Consider the following 18,270-nt stretch of genomic DNA (forward strand, 5'->3'; position numbering starts at 1 on the left):
TCCTGGTAATGCCAAAGCACGCTGGGAGCGCCAAGAGTTGTCGTCGGGTCAAGACTCGGTGCAGCCGGCAGGACTGTTCAGCCAAGACAATCGAGACTGGAATACGGGGAGAGTGGAAGCGGGGAAATCGGAAGAGAAGAAACGGCCGAGGGCACCGCCGATGTCATCCGTCCGGGAAAGGGAGGAGGCCATGGAGCCCGAAGCTCCATGGCGGGGTCCGAGAATCAGGTGATTGCGGAATTGATAATGCCACCGCCAAGGCAGACTTCGCCGTCATACAGTACGGCGGACTGGCCGGGAGTAACCGCCCATTGCGCAGACTCGAAGCGCAGGGAGAACCGCTCTGCATCCGTCACCGCGATCGAGCACGGCACATCCGTCTGGCGGTAGCGGGTCTTGGCGGCAATCTGCTCGATGCCGGGCGGTTCGCCGGCGATCCAGCTGGCCTGGGCCGACTCCAGTGCGGCCGACAGCAGCCAGGGATGGTCATGTCCCTGGACGACATAAAGCACGTTGTTGGCGACATCCTTCTTCGCGACATACCAGGCATCGCTGCTGCCCTCGGCATTCTGGTAGGACTTGATGCCGCCCAGTCCGATGCCCTTGCGCTGGCCGAGCGTGTAAAAGCTGAGGCCGACATGCTCGCCGACCACGGCGCCGTCGGGCGTCATCATCGGTCCGGGCTTGTAAGACAGGTAACGGTTCAGGAATTCCCGGAACGGACGTTCGCCAATGAAGCAGATGCCGGTGGAATCCTTTTTCTTCGCATTCGGCAAGCCGATTTTCTCGGCGATGCCCCGTACTTCCGTCTTGGGGATCTCGCCTAGCGGAAACAGGGTTTTCGAGAGCTGCGCCTGGTTCAGCCTGTGCAGGAAATAGCTCTGGTCCTTGGTGGCGTCGAGGGCCTTCAGTAACTCGAAACGGCCGTTCGCCGCTTGCCGCACGCGCGCATAGTGACCGGTCGCGATGAGGTCCGCTCCCAGCTTCATCGCATGATCGAGGAAAGCCTTGAACTTGATCTCGGCATTGCACAGCACGTCCGGATTCGGCGTGCGTCCCGCCTGGTACTCGCGCAGGAATTCGGCAAAAACCCGGTCCTTGTATTCGGCGGCGAAGTTGACCGCCTCGATGTCCACGCCCACCACGTCGGCCACGCTGGCCGCGTCGATCCAGTCCTGCCGGGTCGAGCAGTACTCGGAATCGTCATCGTCTTCCCAGTTCTTCATGAACAGGCCGATGACTTCATATCCCTGTTCCTTCAGCAGCCAGGCCGATACCGACGAATCGACGCCGCCCGACATGCCGATCACAACACGCTTCCTAGCCACTGAATGCTCCGATCACGCTGGGGTGGGTATAGATGAGGGATAGCGGCGCCCGTTGTCCGGCGAGATAGTCGTCGACGCAGCGCATGACGAGCGGACTGCGATGCTTGCTTTCGCAGGCCAGCATTTCCTCGCGCGTCATCCACACCGCGCGCAGGATGCCAAGGTCGAGCGGACGGTCGTGCCGCGCGCCGACTTCGCCGCAGAAGGCAAAGCGGAGATAGGTGACTTCCTTGTTGGTGCGGGCCGATAGGTAACGCGACATGTACATGCCGACCATCGCGGTGGCCGAGAACTCGTGCGCGGTTTCTTCCATGGTTTCACGCGCCACCGCCTCGATCAGCGATTCATTCGGATCAAGATGGCCGGCCGGCTGGTTGAAACGGATGCCATCGCTGGTTTCTTCTTCGACTAGCAGGAACTGGCCATCACGCTCGATGACTGCGGCGACGGTAACGGAGGGTTTCCAGACTTCAGACATGGTATTCCTTGAGAAGGGCGACATTTTACCTCGCATGCCGCGCCGCTGCCTCGCCCTGCGGCAAGCGTCCGGCGCGCAAGTTGTTGATTGGCGGAATGATCGCTTTCCGGGCCAAACATGATCTTGATTTTCCACAACTGTTTTTGGAAGTATAAAAATGGCATGAAAAGCTGCTACATTCCTCTATTGATCGGGGTTCCACTCAGGCTGGAATTTAGCCATGTATGTCATTGAATCTCGGGAATTTGGCATTTTTTTGAAGAAAAATATAAAAAAGAACGGTTGTGCTAATTTTTGGATTGCGTGTAAGATCGGTGCAAGTCTTGATGAACTGGAATGATTTTGCTGCTACATGTCAGATGCACCCCGTTGCAATGGCGCGGCAAGCTTGTTTCGGACTGCGAATTTCATAAAGAAGGGGAAGCGTATGTCTTTAGTCATTGGCGTACCTCGGGAAGTATTTCCGGGCGAAAAGCGGGTTGCCACCGTACCCGATGTCGTTGAAAAACTGATCAAGCTCGGTTTTTCAGTGACGGTCGAGTCCGGTGCGGGCGATGCCGCAAACTTCAGCGACGATGCGTACCGGGCAGCCGGTGCGCAGATCGTGGAGGGGGCGGCCAATCTGTGGTCTTCATCCGATATCGTATTCAAGGTCCGCGGCCCGTCGCCGGAGGAAGTCGGCCTGATCCGCGAGGGCAGCACGCTGGTCAGCTTCATCTGGCCGGCGCAGAATCCGGAGCTGATGCAGCAGCTGGCGGCAAGGCGGGTAACCGTGCTGGCGATGGACAGCGTGCCTCGCATGTCGCGCGCCCAGAAGATGGATGCGCTGAGCTCCATGGCCAATATCGCCGGTTACCGCGCCGTCATCGAGGCGGCCCATCATTTCGGCCGTTTCTTCACCGGCCAGATCACCGCCGCCGGCAAGGTGCCGCCGGCCAAGGTGTTCGTGATCGGCGCGGGTGTCGCCGGTTTGGCGGCCATCGGCGCCGCTTCCGGTCTGGGCGCCATCGTGCGGGCCAACGACACCCGTCCGGAAGTGGCCGACCAGGTCAAGTCGATGGGCGGCGAGTTCGTCGCCGTCGACTATACCGAGGAAGGCTCCGGCGTCGGAGGTTATGCCAAGGTCATGAGTGAAGGCTTCCAGAAAGCCCAGCGCGACACCTTTGCCAAGCAGGCCAAAGATGTCGACATCATCATCACCACCGCGCTGATTCCCGGCAAGCCGGCGCCCAAGCTGATCACGGCGGAAATGGTCCAGTCCATGCGGCCGGGCAGCGTGATTGTCGACCTCGCCTCCGAGCAGGGCGGCAACTGCGAGCTGACCGAGCCCGGCCAGGTCGTGGTCAGGCACGGCGTCACCATCATCGGCTATGCCGACCTGCCCAGCCGCCTGTCGAAGCAGTCCAGCACGCTGTACGCGACCAATCTGCTGCGCCTGACCGAGGAGCTGTGCAAGAACAAGGATGGCACCATCAACGTCAACATGGACGATGAAGTCATCCGCGGCACTACCGTCATCAAGGAAGGCAACATCACCTGGCCGCCGCCGCCGCCCAAGCTGTCGGCGGCGCCTGCCGCCGCCGCCAAGCCCGCCGCCGCACCGCCGGCCAAGGCGCACGGGCATGGCGCGCCGAGCGCACCGGCTTCGGGTTCGCGCATCGCGGTCATGTTCGGTGTCGCGGCCGTCCTGTTCTGGCTGATCGGCGCGTATGCGCCCGCGGCCTTTCTCGGCCATTTCACCGTTTTCGTGCTGGCCTGCTTCATCGGCTACATGGTGGTCTGGAACGTTACGCCCGCATTGCATACGCCATTGATGAGCGTCACCAACGCGATTTCCAGCATCATCGCCATCGGCGCCCTGGTGCAGATCGCGCCGCCGCTGGCGACCGGCGTCGAGCGGCCGACCGACTGGATCCGCTGGCTCGCCGTGATCGGCATCGTGCTGACCACCATCAACATGTTCGGCGGCTTCGCCGTTACCCGCCGCATGCTGGCGATGTTCCGTAAATAAGGGGAGCGGACAATGTCTGAAAGTCTCACAACGGTCGCTTACCTCGGTGCGGCCATCCTGTTCATCCTCAGCCTGGGCGGCCTGTCCAATCCGGAAACCTCCCGGCGCGGCAACCTGTACGGCATCATCGGCATGGCGCTGGCGGTGGTGGCCACGGTGATCGGGCCGCATGTCACCCCTGCAGGCATTCCATGGATCGTCGGCGCGATGGTGGTCGGTGCGGCGATCGGCCTGTATGCGGCGCGCACCGTGCAGATGACGCAGATGCCGGAACTGGTCGCGCTGATGCACAGCCTGGTCGGCCTGGCGGCGACGCTGGTCGGTTATGCCAGCTTCATCGATCCGGCGGCATCGGCCAACTTCAGCGGCGCCGAAAAGCTGATCCATGAAGTGGAGATCTATATCGGCGTGCTGATCGGTGCCGTAACCTTCTCCGGTTCCATCATCGCCTTCGGCAAGCTGTCGGCACGCATCGGCGGCAAGCCGCTGCTGCTGCCCGGCCGCCATCTGCTGAACCTGATCGGCCTGCTGATCGTGATCTGGTTCGGCGTGCAGTTCGTGCGCGCCGGCTCGATCCAGGAAGGCATGATGCCGCTCATCATCATGACGGTGATCGCGCTGCTGTTCGGCATTCACATGGTGATGGCCATCGGCGGCGCCGACATGCCGGTGGTGGTATCAATGCTCAACAGCTATTCCGGCTGGGCGGCGGCGGCAACCGGCTTCATGCTGTCGAACGACCTCTTGATCGTCACCGGTGCGCTGGTCGGATCGAGCGGCGCCATCCTGTCCTACATCATGTGCCGCGCGATGAACCGCAACTTCATCAGCGTCATTGCCGGCGGCTTCGGCAGCGACACCGGCAAGGCCAAGCCGGCGGGCGGCGCGGCAGCGCAGCCCGAGGGCGAGGCGGTGCCGGTTACCGCGGCGGAAACCGCGGAGATGCTGCGCGATGCGAAGAACGTGATCATCGTGCCCGGCTACGGCATGGCGGTCGCCCAGGCCCAGCACACCGTGTATGAAATCACCCGGCTGCTGCGGGAGAAGGGCGTCAACGTGCGCTTCGGCATTCACCCGGTGGCCGGCCGGATGCCGGGCCACATGAACGTGCTTCTGGCCGAAGCCAAGGTGCCTTACGACATCGTGATGGAGATGGACGAGCTCAATGAAGACTTCGGCGATACCGACGTGGCCATGGTCATCGGCGCCAACGACATCGTCAACCCGGCGGCGCAGGACGACCCGAACAGCCCGATCGCCGGCATGCCGGTGCTTGAAGTCTGGAAGGCGAAGACATCCATCGTCATGAAGCGCAGCATGGCTTCCGGTTATGCGGGCGTGGACAATCCGCTGTTCTACAAGGACAACAACCGGATGCTGTTCGGCGATGCGAAGAAGATGCTGGATGAAGTGCTGGGCGCGCTGAAGGCGGCCTGACCGCCATTGCCGCCGGCGTCGTATCGGCCTTGCCTGTCAAAACCCCCGGCTGTTCCGGGGGTTTTGTTTTTTGCGGCCGCTATTCGGTATCCGGTATTTGGTATCCGGCTTCGGGAATGAGATATGTTGCTGGAGCGGATTGCGGATGCGTGTCAGGTCGCCTCGGCCCGCCTCCCAGGACAAACCGATTTTTCCTTGCGCCTGCCCGCTTCAGGAACGGCGGCCAAACATCATCTGTTCGGCCAGCAGCTTCTTCGCCGGATCGACCAGATCCAGGGCGCCCAGCGACAGGCCGAGCATGCCTTGCGAGAACGAGCCGCCGCCGGTGTTGGCGAACAGGCGGGCCATCGCATCGGTAAGGCGGATGGTGAGGCTGCGGTCGGCATGCCGTTCGGCGGCAAACCGCTGCAGCGCCGATGAGGAAAGGTCGCCTGCCAGCAGCCGTGCGAGTATCACGGCGTCGCGCATGCCGAGATTGAGCCCCTGGCCCGCCACCGGATGCAGGGTCTGCGCCGCATTGCCGATGGCGACCGTGCGCGCGGTGACGGCCGGCTGGGCATTGAGGCCGAGCGGATAGACGGCGCGCGGCGATATCTTGCTGAAAGTGCCGACGCGGGTGCCGAAGGCATCGCCCAGTTCGGCAAGGAAGGCGGGGTCCGGCAGTGCCTGCAGGCGCGCGGCCGTCTCGGGACGCACGCACCATACCATTGCGTAGCCGTCTTCCTGCGGCAGCAGGGCCAGCGGGCCTTCATCGGTGAAACGCTCGAAGGCCCGATGCGAGACCGGTGCGGTCGATGTCACGTGGGCGATGATGGCGGTTTGCTCATAATCGCGCCGGGTGCTCTTCGCAGCCTGTTCCGAAAACACGCCTCCCTCGGCCTGCGCCATGATGCCGGCGCTAATCGAACGGCCGTCGGCGAACAGCAGTTCGACCTGGTCGGCGCGTTCCGTCGAGGATGACACATGCATCGGCCGCAGCACGGCGATGCCCGACTTGCCCGCTTCGGCGGCGAGCGCGGATACGAGCGCGCCGTAGCGGGCGACATAGCCGAGCGCCGGCAGGCCGTAGGTATCGCGGTCGATCAGCGTGCGGCCGAAATGGCCGCGCCGCGAGACATGGATCTGGTGGATGGGGTCGGCGGCGACAGGCCAGCAATCGATGCTTTCAAGGATTTGCCGGCTGCCGTAGGAGAGGGCGATCGAGCGCGGATCGGCTGCGGCCTGTTCGGCAGTCTTCGCATCGATCAATGCGATGCGCGAGGCGGGCAGGCCGCGCCTGGCCAGCAGCAGGGCCTGCGTCAGCCCGACCGGGCCGGCGCCGCAGATGGCGATGTCATAGTCGCTTGCCGTCATCGATTGTTCCGGTCGTTCCAGTTGTTCTGCGCCGCAGCCTCAGCGCTTCATCACGGCTTCAATCTCGGCCACCGTCTTCGGCGCGGCGGCGGTGATCAGTTCGCAGCCGCTTGCCGTCACCAGCGCGTCGTCTTCAATGCGAATGCCGATGTTCCAGTACTTTTCAGGCACCGCCGGATCGGGGCGGACATAGATGCCGGGTTCGATGGTCAGCACCATGCCGGGCTGCAGGGTGCGCCACGGCTTGCTGCCGTCCGGCGCGGGAGGATCGCGGTATTCGCCGACGTCATGCACATCCATGCCGAGCCAGTGGCCGGTGCGGTGCATGTAGAACTGGCTGTAGGCGTTCTTGGCGATCACGTCTTCCAGCGAGCCGACCTTGTTGCGGTCGAGCAGGCCGGTGTCGAGCATGCCCTGCGCCAGCACCTTCACCGCGGCGTCGTGGCCATCCATGAAGCGCATGCCGGGTTTTGTCACGGCGACGGCGGCTTCCTGGGCGGCGAGCACAAGCTCATACAACTCCTGCTGCGGCGCGCTGAACTTGCCGTTGGCGGGGAAGGTGCGGGTGATGTCGGATGCGTAGCTGTCAAGTTCGCAGCCGGCATCGATCAGCACCAGGTCGCCGTCCTTGAGTTCGGCGTCGCTGGCGCGGTAATGCAGCACGCAGGCATTGGCGCCGGTGGCGACAATCGAGCCGTAAGCGGGAAATTGCGAGCCGTTGCGGCGGAACTCATGCAGCAGTTCGGCTTCGAGGTGGTACTCGCGCAGGCCGGGGCGCGACAGCTGCATCGCGCGCTGATGGGCTTCGGCGGAAATCGCGGCGGCCTTTTTCATGATGCCGATTTCATCCGCGTCCTTGATCAGGCGCATGTCGTCAAGCAGCACGCGCACATCATGCACGCTGGTCGGCGCGGTCACGCCGGCGCGCGCCTGCATGCGCACCGCCTGCAGCCATTGCTGCACCTGGCCGTCGAGCTTGCCGTCGCTGCCGAGCGAATAGAACATGGCCGGCGCATTGGCCATCAGCTTGGGCATTTCGGTGTCGAGTGCCGAGACCGGATAGGCGGCATCGAAACCGAAGGCTTCCCGGGCAGCTTCCGGGCCGTAGCGGTAGCCGTCCCAGATCTCGCGTTCGAGATTCTTTTCCCGGCAGAACAGGATGCTCTGATCCTTCTCGCCGGCCACCAGCACGATCACCGCTTCCGGCTCGGTGAAGCCGGACAGGTAGTAGAAGTAGCTGTCATGCCGGTAGGGATAGTCGGCATCGCGGTTGCGCATGACTTCGGGCGCGGTCGGAATGACGGCCACGCCGCCGCCCTTGGCCCGCATCTGCGCCATCAGTGCGGCGCGCCGTGCTGCATAGGTATTCATGTTGTCCTTTCCCCGTTGAGTTGCGCCAGCCGTTCCGGCGTGCCGACATCGGTCCAGTCGCCGCGGTAGACCTCGCCGCCGACCTGGCCGCGCGCTGCGTACTCGCGCAGGATCGGCGCGAGCTTGGCGGATTGTCCCGGCTCGATGGCGTCGAATATCTCGGTGCGGTAGACGCCGATGCCGGAAAACGTATATTTCGGATCGCCCTCGTTGGCGATCGAGAAGCTGTTGAGCGCGAAATCGCCATTGAGGTTGTGCGCCGGATTCTTCACCAGGTAGAGCCAGGCCACGTCCCGCTTGTCGGCCGGATGCGGATTGCCCCACATGTCGTTGTCCTGCAGCGCTTCCTTGACCTGCTCGAAATCGAAGTGCGGGCAATAGATATCGGCCGCGACGGCGACGAAGGGTTCGTCGCCCAGCAGATGGCGCGCCTTGGCGATGCCGCCGGCGGTTTCCAGCGCCGTGCCTTCGGAGGAATAGCTGATGCGCGCACCGAACTTTGCGCCGTCGCCGAGCGCTTCCTCCACCATGTGGCCGAGGTGCGCATGGTTGATCACGATGTCGCGGATATCGGCGCGCACCAGGTTGAGAATATGCCAGACGATCAGCGGCCGGCCGCGCACCGTCAGCAGAGGCTTGGGACAGGTATCGGTCAGCGGACGCATCCGCTCGCCACGTCCGGCGGCGAAAAGCATGGCTTTCATTCGGTGACTTTCTTCAGTGCATTGATGGCGGCGCGCAGCGCGCTTCCCCGGGCCGGATGGCGTCCGGGGAAGCGGCCTGCCTGCCGCCTATTCTATCGGTTCTATTGCTTCTATCGGTTGATGCAGCTTGCCGCGGTGCGCAACGCCAGCGCGTCAGAAGGTAAAGCCGACCGACGGACCTTTTTCCTCGAGTTCGTCGAGCAGGCGGATCAGCGGCGCCAGCGCGTTGTAGCGGCCGGCCGTCTTGCGGGTGTATTCCATGACCAGCGGCAGGTCCTTCAGGTAGCCGTCCTTGCCGTCGCGGTGATACAGCCGGGCGAAAATGCCGAGCACCTTGAGATGCCGCTGCAGGCCCATGAATTCGAAATCGCGGTAGAAGGCGTCGACGTTGGGATTGACCGGAAGGCCGGCGCGGCGCGCCTTTTCCCAGTAGCGGATCGCCCAGTCGAGCACCATTTCCTCGTCCCACTGGATGTAGGCATCGCGCAGCAGCGAAACGAGGTCATAGGTGATCGGTCCGTACACCGCATCTTGGAAGTCGAGAATGCCGGGATTGCCCTGGCTGGTGACCATCAGGTTGCGGGAATGATAATCGCGGTGCACGTATACCTGCGGCTGCGCCAGGTTGTTGGCCAGCAAGGCCTCGAACACCTTGTTGAGCGTCTCGGTCTGCTTGTCGGTCATGGCGATGCCGAGGTGCTTGCCCACATACCAGTCGGGAAACAGCATCAGTTCGCGGTGCAGCAGCGCGCGGTCGTATTCGGGCAGCACGCCCGGCTTGCTCTGCGCCTGGATCAGCACCAGGGCGTCGATCGCGTCGAGATAGAGCTTGTGCGCGGTATCGTGGTTGAGCTGGTGCAGGTAGGTGGTGTTGCCGAGGTCGCTCAGCAGCAGGTAGCCGCGCTCCACGTCGCGTGCCAGGATTTTCGGCACGGAGGCGCCGGATTGCCCGAACACCTCGGCGACATGGATGAAGGGGCGGACATCTTCCTGCGGCGGCGGCGCATCCATCAGGATGTAGGTATTGCCATTGTCGCCATCGCTGCCGTCGACGCGGAAATAGCGGCGGAAGCTGGCGTCGGAAGACGCCGGACGGACCGATTCGGGAGAAACCTTGAGTTCAGGCAGTGTTGCAAGCCATTGTTTTGCTTCGGAAAGACGAATATCGGAAGAGGAATTTACAGACATGAAACAACCTGGGAATGAATACAATCCGGATACAATCCGTTCGGGGGTACGAGTTCCCATATAATAAGGGATTCATCTCAAAAAAGCGCCCGCCGACCTCTCTTTTCATGAACCGGTATCCCGCACTTCCTCCCTCGCAACTTTTGCTCCGTCTTCTAGCCGCCACCATTGCCGTCGCCGCAACGCCCACGCTCGCGTCGGCCCAGGCCGCCGGCCAGGCAGCGGCGGAGGATGAAAAAAATGCACCGGCGACCGTGAGCGCCGAAAGAATGAGCGGCCGGCCCGATCGGGAAGTGATCCTCGAGCGCGATGTCGAAATCATCCGCGGCCCGACCACGGTCAATGCCGATCGCGCCACCTATCGCGTGGTCGAAGACGAGGTGGAGGCATCCGGCAATATCCGCATGCGCCGCTTCGGCGATACCTATACCGGCGACGAAATGCGCCTGCGCCTGGAAGCCCAGGAAGGGTACGTCACCCATCCGACTTACCGGCTGCAGCTCAACAATGCGCAGGGCGGTGCCCAGCGCATCGACTTCGAGGGCGAAGACCGCGCCACCGTCACCGAAGGCACCTACAGTACCTGCGAGGCGCCGGACCCCGACTGGTATCTGAGGTCGAGCAAGCTCAATCTCGATACCGGCCGCGAAGAAGGCATGGCGCGCAATACCGTCGTCTATTTCAAGGGCGTGCCGATCCTGGCCGCGCCCGCCATGTCCTTCCCCCTGTCGGACGCCCGCAAGAGCGGCGTGCTGCCGCCGACCATCGGCACGACGAACAAGGGCGGCCTGGATGTGACGGTGCCGTACTACTTCAATATCGCGCCCAACCGCGACCTGACGCTGTATCCGCGGCTGTTCGCGCGGCGCGGCCTGCAGCTTGGGGCCGAAGCGCGCTATCTCGGCGATACCTATTCCGGCGAAACGCGCGTCGAATACCTGCCCGACGACAGGCGCACCGGCACCACGCGCTATGCGTATTCCTCGACCCATACGCAGTCGCTGTCGCCCAGCCTGTTCTTCAACTGGAACATCAACGGCGCCTCCGACGACCAGTATCCCGACGACATCACGCGCACCCGGACGGCGGCCAGCCAGCGCCTGCTGCCGCGCGATTTCTCGCTCAATTACGGCGGCTCGTTCTGGAGCGCCTCGGCGCGCGCGTCGAGCTACCAGGTGCTGCAGGACCCGATCGTTCCGATCGTGCGGCCTTACGACCGGCTGCCGCAGCTCAGCTTTCAGAGCGGACGTCAGGACGTGAACGGATTCGACTGGAATGCGGATGCGGAATTCACCCATTTCTATCATCCCGACCTGCTGCGCGGCGACCGCCTGCTGATCAATCCGCGGATTTCCTATCCGATCATCCGCCCCGGCTATTTCATTACGCCAAGACTGTCGCTGCACGGCACTAAGTACAACCTGCAGAATCCCGTGCCGGGCGCGCCCGACAGCCTGTCGCGCTTCCTGCCTACGGTGTCGCTCGACAGTGGCATGGTGTTCGAGCGTGATGCGAAGTTCTTCGGCAACAACATGACCCAGACGCTGGAGCCGCGCCTGTTCTACGTGTACACGCCGTACCGCGACCAGAGCGCGTTCCCGCTGTTCGACACGGCCGAAGCCGACCTCAGCTTCGCCCAGCTGTTCAGCGAAAACCGCTTCATCGGCAATGACCGCATCAGCGACGCCAACCAGGTGACCGCGGCGCTGATCTCGCGCTATATCGAGCCCACCGGGGTGGAGCGCATGCGCTTTGCCGTCGGCCAGCGCTTCTATCTCGATGAGCAGCGCGTCACGCTCGGCGCCGGCACCGGACGCAACGAGAGCCGCTCCGATCTGCTGCTGTCCATCTACGGCCGCGTGACCCAGACCATCAGCGTCGACAGCAACGTGCAGTACAGCCAGACGCTCGATTCCGTCAGCCGCGCCAATTACGGCGTGCAATGGGCTCCGGCGCCGCGCAAGGTGCTCAATCTCAAATACCGGCGCGACCGGGTCAACAACCTGGAACAGGTCGATCTGTCCGGGCAATGGCCGATCTCCGACCGCTGGTACGGCGTGGCGCGGGTCAATTATTCGCTGCCGGACAGCAAGGTTGCCGAGGGCCTGCTCGGCCTCGAATACAAGGCCGACTGCTGGATATTCCGCGTCGTCGGCCAGCGCACGCCGACCGCGACCACCGCGGCCACCACCTCCCTGTTCTTCCAGCTGGAATTGAACGGCCTGACCCGTCTCGGCTCCAATCCGCTGGATGCGCTGCGAGCCAACATCCCCGGCTACCAGTTGGTGAATCAACCCAGTAACCCCTAACGAAGTACGCGAACCATGAAGACATTACCGACACTGCGAGTTGCAACGAACCCGGTCCGCAGCATTGCGCTGGCGGCAGCACTGGTCTGCGGCGCGGCACTGCTGCCGCAGGCGCATGCGCAGTTCAGGGCCGTGCCTCCGGCCAATGCCCTGACGGCTCCGGCTCCGGCTCCGGCACCCGCGCCGGCGGCCCAGGGCACGCCGCGCATCTATCTGGCCGATGCGATCATCGCCGTAGTCAACAATGAAGTCATCACGCGCCAGGAACTGGTCGAACGCCTGAAGCAGGTGGAACAGCGCATGCGCAACCAGAATATCGCGCTGCCGCCGCAGCCCGAGTTCCAGCGGCAGATGCTCGAGCGCATGATCGTCGACCGCGCCCAGCTGCAGCTGGCCAAGGAAGTCGGCATCCGCGTCGACGACACGATGCTGGATCGGGCGGTCGCGCGCATCGCCGAGCAGAACAAGATGACGCTGGCGCAGTTCCGCGCCGAGCTGGAGAGGAGCGGCACGCCGTTCGCCCGCTTCCGCGAAGACATCCGCGAAGACATCATCATGCAGCGGCTGCGCGAACGCGAGGTCGACAACAAGATCCAGATTTCCGAATCCGAGGTCGACAACTATCTCGCGGCGGAACAGAGCGCGGCGGCCAACCAGAAGGAATTCAACGTGTCGCACATCCTGGTGCGCCTCCCGGAAAACGCGACGCCCGAGCAGACCGCCGAGCGCCGTCGCCGGGCCGAGGAAGTGCTGCGCCAGCTTCAGGGCGGCGCCGATTTCGCCAAGCTGGCGGCAACCTATTCCGACGCCACCGATGCGCTGACCGGCGGCGATCTCGGCTGGCGCAGTCCCGAGCGCCTGCCGCAACTCTTCGTCGACGCCATTGGCTCGATGAAGCAGGGCGAGGTCTCGCCGCTGCTCAAGAGCAATACCGGATTCCACATCGTCAAGCTGGCCGGGGAACGCACTCCCAGCGTGATGAAGGGCGGCGCCGCCACCGCGTCGGTGCAGCAGACCCGCGTGCGCCATATCCTGATCAAGACCAATCAGATCGTGTCGCCTTCCGAGGCGCGCCGCAAGCTGACCGAACTGAAGCAGCGCCTGGACAACAAGGCGGCGACCTTCGACGAACTGGCCAAGCTGTTTTCCAATGACTTGTCCGCCTCGCGCGGTGGCGACCTCGGCTGGATCTATCCGGGCGACACGGTGCCCGAATTCGAGCGCGCGATGGATGCATTGCAGCCGGGGCAGGTCAGCGAGCCGGTGGAGTCGCCGTTCGGCTACCACCTCATCCAGGTGGTGGAGCGCAAGAAGGATGATGTGTCCAAGGAGCGCCAGCGCCTGATCGCACGCCAGGCGATCCGCGAGCGCAAGCTGGAAGAAGCGACGCAGGACTGGCTGCGTCAGCTGCGCGACCGCGCCTATGTCGAATACCGCTTCGACAACGCCGACTCGCGTTCCTGATTTTCCATCGATCGACTCGGGACAGCAGATGAAAACCAGGCCGACCATTGCCATTACCTGCGGCGAACCGGCGGGCATCGGCCCCGAGATTTCCATCCGCGCCGCCTGGGAACTGCGGGAAGAGGTGCGCAGCGTTCTCGTGGGCGATGCCGCGCTGCTGTCCATGATCGCCGGCGACATCGATCCGGCGATCCGCCTGGTGGCGCTGTCCACCATGGCGCTCGGCCATGGCGGGCTGCCCAATCTCCGTCCTGACCAGATCGCGGTGATCGATTGCCCGCTGGCTGAACCGGCCGTGCCGGGCAGGCTCGACCCCCGCAACGGATATGCGGTGCTGCAGACACTGGACGTTGCCATCGAAGGCGCAATGCAGCGCCGCTTCGACGCCATCGTCACGGCGCCGCTGCAGAAAAGCACGATCAACGACGCCGGCGTTGCCTTCACCGGCCACACCGAATATCTTGCGGAAAAGACCGGGACGCCGCAGGTGGTCATGATGCTGGCGGGCGGCGAACCGCTGTTGCGGGTGGCGCTGGCCACCACCCATCTGCCTTTGAAGGACGTCTCGGCCGCCATCACCTTCGACAGCCTGATGCAGACCATCGACATCGTGCATGCCGACCTGCGGCGCAAATTCGGCCTGCCGCATCCGCGCATCCTGGTCGCGGGCCTCAATCCGCATGCGGGCGAGGGCGGCTATCTCGGCCGCGAGGAGATCGACGTGATCACGCCGGTGCTGCAGGCGGCGCAGGCCAGGGGCATTGCCGTCAGCGGCCCGTATCCGGCCGACACGCTGTTCCAGCCCAAGTATCTGCAGGAAGCGGACTGCGTGCTGGCGATGTACCATGACCAGGGCTTGCCGGTGCTCAAGCATGCAAGCTTCGGACGCGGCGTCAATATCACGCTCGGCCTGCCGATCATCCGCACCTCGGTCGATCACGGCACCGCGCTCGACCTGGCCGCGGCCGGCCTCGGCAAGGCCGACCATGGCAGCATGGTGGTCGCCATCAACGTCGCTGCGCAGATGGCAAGGGCGGCGGCCTGAGCCGCCTGAACAGTCGGCCGCACCCCGGGCATCCGAGCCGCACCCGGCAGCCTCATTTCACATACGATTTCGGCACTCAATGAAACACATTCCACGCAAGCGCTTCGGCCAGAATTTCCTTACCGACCAGACGGTGCTGTACGACATCATCCGTGCCATCGATCCGCAGCCTGATGATGCGATGGTGGAAATCGGCCCCGGCCTGGCGGCGATGACCAGCCTGCTGCTGGAATCGCTGCGTCAATTGCATGTGGTGGAACTCGACCGTGATCTCGTCACGCGGCTGAAGAAGAAATTCGACCCGGCGCGCCTGATCGTGCACGAGGGCGATGCGCTGAAATTCGACTTCGCCTCGATACCGGTTCCGGAGGGAGGCAAGCTGCGCGTCGTCGGCAATCTTCCCTACAACATTTCCAGCCCTCTGCTGTTCCACCTGGCCGCCATTGCGCCCCAGGTGCAGGACCAGCATTTCATGCTGCAGAAGGAAGTGGTGGAACGCATGGTGGCCGAACCGGGCGGCAAGAGCTTCGGCCGGCTGTCGGTGATGCTGCAATGGCGCTATTACATGGACCTGCTGTTCGTGGTGCCGCCTTCCGCCTTCGATCCGCCGCCGCAGGTCGATTCCGCGATCGTGCGCATGATTCCCTTGCCCAATCCGCTGCCCTGCGATGAACGCAAGCTGGAACAGGTGGTGACCAAGGCGTTTTCGCAGCGGCGCAAGGTGATCCGCAACTGCGTGGCCGGCATGTTCACGGAAAACGATCTGATCGATGCCGGCGTCGATCCGCAGGCGCGGCCGGAGGCGGTGCCGGTGGCGCAGTTCGTGGCCTTGGCGAATCGGCTCGGAGGAGCCTGACGCGTCTTCTGGAACAGGGCGGAATGGAGCTGCGCAGGCGGCGATTGGCTGCTCCTGTCCCGCCGCTGGTATGCGCCGATTGCTCCCGCTCGTTCAAGGGCCCCTCGCGCAGGGGCGCCCGGGGTAGCGACGCCTGGCGCAGGGAGGGGAGGGTCTGGCGTTGCGCATTGAACCCATCCTCCTCCCAGCCTCTCCCTTGAAGGCAGGCGTTTCTTTAGAGCGGGTTGCAAGTGAATGTACGGTCGCCTCGGCTTGCCCTGGGCGCATGGCCGCGTTATTCGCCGCTTATGTGGCCCGCCACACGGCGCTCCTCCCGCCTTGTCCTGCACCCAGCGCAAACCGATTCTTCCATACACCCACCTGCAATCCGCTCTAAGCGTGCAAGCCATTTCTACTGTGCCGCCCTGGTGCATGCACCGCGAAACTCCTGCTGCATCTGCTCGCAGACGCTCTCAATCCCGCTGGATGAATTCGATCTTGTATCCGTCCGGATCCTGCACGAACGCGATCACGGTGGAGCCGCCCTTGACCGGGCCGGCTTCGCGCGTCACGGAGCCGCCCTGCGCCTTGACCGCATCGCAGGCCTTGTAGGCATCTTCAACCTGGAGCGCGATATGGCCGTAGGCGGTGCCCAGGTCATACTTGTCGACGCCGTAGTTGTAGGTCAGCTCCAGTTCCGCATGTTCGGGATTGGTGCCGTAGCCGACGAAAGCCAGCGTGTACTTCTGATCGGGACGGTCGGTGGTGCGCAGCAGTTTCATGCCGAGAACCTTGGTGTAGAAATCGATGGAACGCTGCAGGTCGCCGACTCGCAGCATGGTGTGAAGAATGCGCATGGTTGCTCCGATTGATGAGTGATGCGCACCGCGCCGTTGGCGGTGCGTCGTTGAGGTTGTTTGTCGAAAGCCGAATGATGGATGCAGGCAGGACCGCGGCATGGCCGCGAATCCGACGCGAAAGCACCAGGCGCTAGAATACCGGCAAAGTATCCGGCCCGCTTTCGCGCAGCACCCGCTTTGCTGCCTGGAATTCCGGGAACACCGATTGCACGGTCGCCCAGAAGCGCGGGCTGTGGTTCATCTCGCGCAGGTGCGACAGCTCGTGCGCCACCACATAGTCGATCATCGGCATGCCGAAATGCACCAGCCGCCAGTTGAGCCTGATCCTGCCGTCGGCCGTACAGGAACCCCATTGCGTGGTGGCGGACGACAGCGCGAACGACTTGTAGACGACGCCCAGCCGTTCGGCATAAACCGGCAGGCGCTCGGCGAAGATGCGCTTCGCTTCCGTCTGCAGCCAGCCCTGCACCCTGTCTTTCAGTTGCTGTTCGCCGGCGTCCGGCGGCAGGCTCACCGCGAGTTCTCGGGTGGCGGCATCGAAAGCAATGCCGGCCGCCTGTGCGGACAGAATGCGCAGCGTGATGTCGGCGCCGAGATAGGGCAGGGTGGCGCCGTCGCACCATTGCATCTGCGGCTGCAGGCGGCGCGCGGAACGCTCGCGGCGCTCGCGCAGCTTGACGAGGATCCAGCGCTGCTTCTCGCGGATAGCGCTTTCAATTTCAGCAAGCGGCACCCAGCGCGGCGCGGTGATGCGCAGCCCGTCTTCATCAATCAGGAAACCGATGGTGCGCCGCTTGGAGCGCTGCAGACGGTATTCAAGAAGATGGTCGCCGATCTGCAGGCGGCGCCGTCCTGAGGATGATGAGGTCCCGCCGGGCGAGGCGGGCGGGGTGGACAGGATTGGCGACGCGGGCGCGGGAAACAATTCGGTTGCCGGCGCCTGGGGCATCTTTCCCGAGCCCGGCACATGCTTCGGCGCGGGCTGGTCCACCGTCGGCTGGGAAGGAGCGCCGGAAGAAAAGAAGTCGAGCTGCAGGGCGAGCTGTTGGGGTTCAGGCGGAGTCTGGCGTAGCAGCTTCAAAGGAGTCGGTGACCTTGTGGTTGGCGTAGATGCCGGGCGAGGAAATCACCCGCATCTCGGATTCTATCCAATTTTCAACCTGTTGCATCAGCTCGGCCGGATGGCGCCCCTCGGAAGGGATCGGCTTGCCGATCGACACGGTGATCAGACCGGGCTTCTTGATGAAGGAATTCTTCGGCCAGCATTCGCCGGCGTTGAGCGCGATGGGCACGACCACCGCGCCTGTCTCGACCGCGAGCCGGCTGCCGCCGCTCTTGTACTTGCCCTGCGAGCCGACCTTCGAGCGCGTCCCTTCCGGGAACATGATGATCCACTGTCCGCTGGCAAGCCGTCTTTTGCCCTGCTCCACCACCTGGGCAAACGCATCCTTGCTCTTGCTGCGGTCGATCGGGATCATGCGCAGCAATGCGATGCCCCAGCCGAAGAAGGGGATGTAGAGCAGTTCCTTCTTGAATACATAGACCAGCGGGCGCGGCATGGCATAGAACAGGAAGATGGTTTCCCACGCCGACTGGTGCTTGGACAGCAGGATGGCCGGGCTGTCGGGCAGGTTTTCCGCGCCCTTGATCCGGTAGCGGATGCCGCACACCACGCGCGCCGATCCGATGATGAACTTGTTCCAGAGACCGGTCATGTAATAGCGCTGGTTGTAGGGCAGCGGCGCGAACAGGAAGCACAGCGGCGCCCAGATGAGAGTGGCGACCAGCATCAGCAGGGCGAAGGCCAGCGAGCGCAGGAACAGAACGGGATGTGACATTGACTCTCCAGAAACCAAAAACCAGAAACGGCCGGTTTTCCGGCCTTTT

Annotated in this window: 15 protein-coding genes; 6 read left to right on the forward strand and 9 right to left on the reverse strand. The window is 63.6% G+C overall.

Annotated elements, in window-relative coordinates:
* Positions 1-224: 224 nt before the first annotated feature.
* Complete coding sequence (mnmA, locus tag FH061_RS15665) at positions 225-1,328, reverse strand: tRNA 2-thiouridine(34) synthase MnmA (protein ID WP_151636776.1); 1,104 nt, start codon at positions 1,326-1,328, stop codon at positions 225-227.
* Positions 1,321-1,806, reverse strand: coding sequence for an NUDIX hydrolase (locus FH061_RS15670; protein WP_151636777.1), 486 nt, complete (start codon positions 1,804-1,806; stop codon positions 1,321-1,323). The genes mnmA and FH061_RS15670 overlap by 8 nt, the downstream gene beginning before the upstream one ends.
* 427 nt (positions 1,807-2,233) lie before the next feature.
* Here FH061_RS15670 and FH061_RS15675 point away from each other — a divergent pair, with 427 nt between their 5' ends.
* Positions 2,234-3,817: a Re/Si-specific NAD(P)(+) transhydrogenase subunit alpha gene (locus FH061_RS15675; RefSeq protein ID WP_151636778.1), complete on the forward strand. Its 1,584-nt coding sequence runs from the start codon at positions 2,234-2,236 to the stop codon at positions 3,815-3,817.
* Positions 3,818-3,829: 12 nt separating this feature from the next.
* Positions 3,830-5,254: a Re/Si-specific NAD(P)(+) transhydrogenase subunit beta gene (gene pntB, locus FH061_RS15680; protein WP_151636779.1), complete on the forward strand. Its 1,425-nt coding sequence runs from the start codon at positions 3,830-3,832 to the stop codon at positions 5,252-5,254.
* A 210-nt stretch (positions 5,255-5,464) separates the two neighbouring features.
* Here the strand turns inward: pntB and FH061_RS15685 are convergent, their stop codons facing one another.
* The 4 genes from FH061_RS15685 to FH061_RS15700 all read right to left on the reverse strand — a co-directional run bounded on the left by FH061_RS15685 (position 5,465) and on the right by FH061_RS15700 (position 9,870).
* Positions 5,465-6,607 carry a UbiH/UbiF/VisC/COQ6 family ubiquinone biosynthesis hydroxylase gene (locus FH061_RS15685; RefSeq protein WP_151636780.1) on the reverse strand — a complete coding sequence of 381 codons (1,143 nt, stop codon included), beginning with the start codon at positions 6,605-6,607 and terminating at the stop codon, positions 5,465-5,467.
* Between the two features lie 39 nt (positions 6,608-6,646).
* Positions 6,647-7,978 carry a Xaa-Pro aminopeptidase gene (gene pepP, locus FH061_RS15690; protein WP_151636781.1) on the reverse strand — a complete coding sequence of 444 codons (1,332 nt, stop codon included), beginning with the start codon at positions 7,976-7,978 and terminating at the stop codon, positions 6,647-6,649.
* A complete protein-coding gene (murU, locus tag FH061_RS15695) occupies positions 7,975-8,682 on the reverse strand; it encodes an N-acetylmuramate alpha-1-phosphate uridylyltransferase MurU (protein ID WP_151636782.1) in 708 nt (235 codons plus the stop codon). Before murU ends, pepP begins: the two co-directional genes overlap by 4 nt.
* Positions 8,683-8,835: 153 nt before the next feature.
* On the reverse strand, positions 8,836-9,870 hold the full coding sequence (locus FH061_RS15700; protein ID WP_151636783.1) for an aminoglycoside phosphotransferase family protein: 1,035 nt from the start codon (positions 9,868-9,870) through the stop codon (positions 8,836-8,838).
* 107 nt (positions 9,871-9,977) lie between these two features.
* On the opposite strand from FH061_RS15700, the gene FH061_RS15705 reads away from it, so the two are divergent.
* From FH061_RS15705 to rsmA, 4 genes are all read left to right on the forward strand, one after another.
* Positions 9,978-12,179, forward strand: coding sequence for an LPS-assembly protein LptD (locus FH061_RS15705; protein ID WP_151636784.1), 2,202 nt, complete (start codon positions 9,978-9,980; stop codon positions 12,177-12,179).
* A 15-nt stretch (positions 12,180-12,194) separates the two neighbouring features.
* A complete protein-coding gene (locus FH061_RS15710; protein WP_151636785.1) occupies positions 12,195-13,643 on the forward strand; it encodes a peptidylprolyl isomerase in 1,449 nt (482 codons plus the stop codon).
* Between the two features lie 28 nt (positions 13,644-13,671).
* Positions 13,672-14,688, forward strand: a complete 1,017-nt coding sequence (gene pdxA / locus FH061_RS15715) for a 4-hydroxythreonine-4-phosphate dehydrogenase PdxA (RefSeq protein ID WP_151636786.1) — start codon at positions 13,672-13,674, stop codon at positions 14,686-14,688.
* 79 nt (positions 14,689-14,767) lie between these two features.
* Positions 14,768-15,544 (forward strand): 16S rRNA (adenine(1518)-N(6)/adenine(1519)-N(6))-dimethyltransferase RsmA, encoded by a 777-nt coding sequence (rsmA, locus tag FH061_RS15720; RefSeq protein WP_151636787.1) that lies wholly within the window; start codon positions 14,768-14,770, stop codon positions 15,542-15,544.
* A 452-nt stretch (positions 15,545-15,996) separates the two neighbouring features.
* Here rsmA and gloA read toward each other — a convergent pair whose 3' ends face one another.
* The 3 genes from gloA to FH061_RS15735 form a co-directional block, all read right to left on the reverse strand.
* Positions 15,997-16,380 (reverse strand): lactoylglutathione lyase, encoded by a 384-nt coding sequence (gene gloA / locus FH061_RS15725; protein WP_151636788.1) that lies wholly within the window; start codon positions 16,378-16,380, stop codon positions 15,997-15,999.
* Between the two features lie 133 nt (positions 16,381-16,513).
* Positions 16,514-17,464 carry a M48 family metallopeptidase gene (locus tag FH061_RS15730; RefSeq protein WP_151636789.1) on the reverse strand — a complete coding sequence of 317 codons (951 nt, stop codon included), beginning with the start codon at positions 17,462-17,464 and terminating at the stop codon, positions 16,514-16,516.
* Positions 17,436-18,221, reverse strand: a complete 786-nt coding sequence (locus FH061_RS15735; protein WP_151636790.1) for a lysophospholipid acyltransferase family protein — start codon at positions 18,219-18,221, stop codon at positions 17,436-17,438. The genes FH061_RS15730 and FH061_RS15735 overlap by 29 nt, the downstream gene beginning before the upstream one ends.
* Between the last annotated feature and the right edge of the window lie 49 nt (positions 18,222-18,270).

The sequence above is a fragment of the Noviherbaspirillum aerium genome, from assembly GCF_008929045.1.
In the GTDB taxonomy this organism is placed as follows: domain Bacteria; phylum Pseudomonadota; class Gammaproteobacteria; order Burkholderiales; family Burkholderiaceae_D; genus Noviherbaspirillum; species Noviherbaspirillum aerium.

What these genes read in the sequence shown, in the direction of transcription:
- FH061_RS15670 (WP_151636777.1), bottom strand. Translation starts at nt 1,806, where the DNA reads ATGTCTGAAGTCTGGAAACCCTCCGTTACCGTCGCCGCAGTCATCGAG.
- FH061_RS15675 (WP_151636778.1), top strand. Translation starts at nt 2,234, where the DNA reads ATGTCTTTAGTCATTGGCGTACCTCGGGAAGTATTTCCGGGCGAAAAG.
- pntB (WP_151636779.1), top strand. Translation starts at nt 3,830, where the DNA reads ATGTCTGAAAGTCTCACAACGGTCGCTTACCTCGGTGCGGCCATCCTG.
- FH061_RS15685 (WP_151636780.1), bottom strand. Translation starts at nt 6,607, where the DNA reads ATGACGGCAAGCGACTATGACATCGCCATCTGCGGCGCCGGCCCGGTC.
- pepP (WP_151636781.1), bottom strand. Translation starts at nt 7,978, where the DNA reads ATGAATACCTATGCAGCACGGCGCGCCGCACTGATGGCGCAGATGCGG.
- murU (WP_151636782.1), bottom strand. Translation starts at nt 8,682, where the DNA reads ATGAAAGCCATGCTTTTCGCCGCCGGACGTGGCGAGCGGATGCGTCCG.
- FH061_RS15700 (WP_151636783.1), bottom strand. Translation starts at nt 9,870, where the DNA reads ATGTCTGTAAATTCCTCTTCCGATATTCGTCTTTCCGAAGCAAAACAA.
- FH061_RS15705 (WP_151636784.1), top strand. Translation starts at nt 9,978, where the DNA reads ATGAACCGGTATCCCGCACTTCCTCCCTCGCAACTTTTGCTCCGTCTT.
- FH061_RS15710 (WP_151636785.1), top strand. Translation starts at nt 12,195, where the DNA reads ATGAAGACATTACCGACACTGCGAGTTGCAACGAACCCGGTCCGCAGC.
- pdxA (WP_151636786.1), top strand. Translation starts at nt 13,672, where the DNA reads ATGAAAACCAGGCCGACCATTGCCATTACCTGCGGCGAACCGGCGGGC.
- rsmA (WP_151636787.1), top strand. Translation starts at nt 14,768, where the DNA reads ATGAAACACATTCCACGCAAGCGCTTCGGCCAGAATTTCCTTACCGAC.
- gloA (WP_151636788.1), bottom strand. Translation starts at nt 16,380, where the DNA reads ATGCGCATTCTTCACACCATGCTGCGAGTCGGCGACCTGCAGCGTTCC.
- FH061_RS15735 (WP_151636790.1), bottom strand. Translation starts at nt 18,221, where the DNA reads ATGTCACATCCCGTTCTGTTCCTGCGCTCGCTGGCCTTCGCCCTGCTG.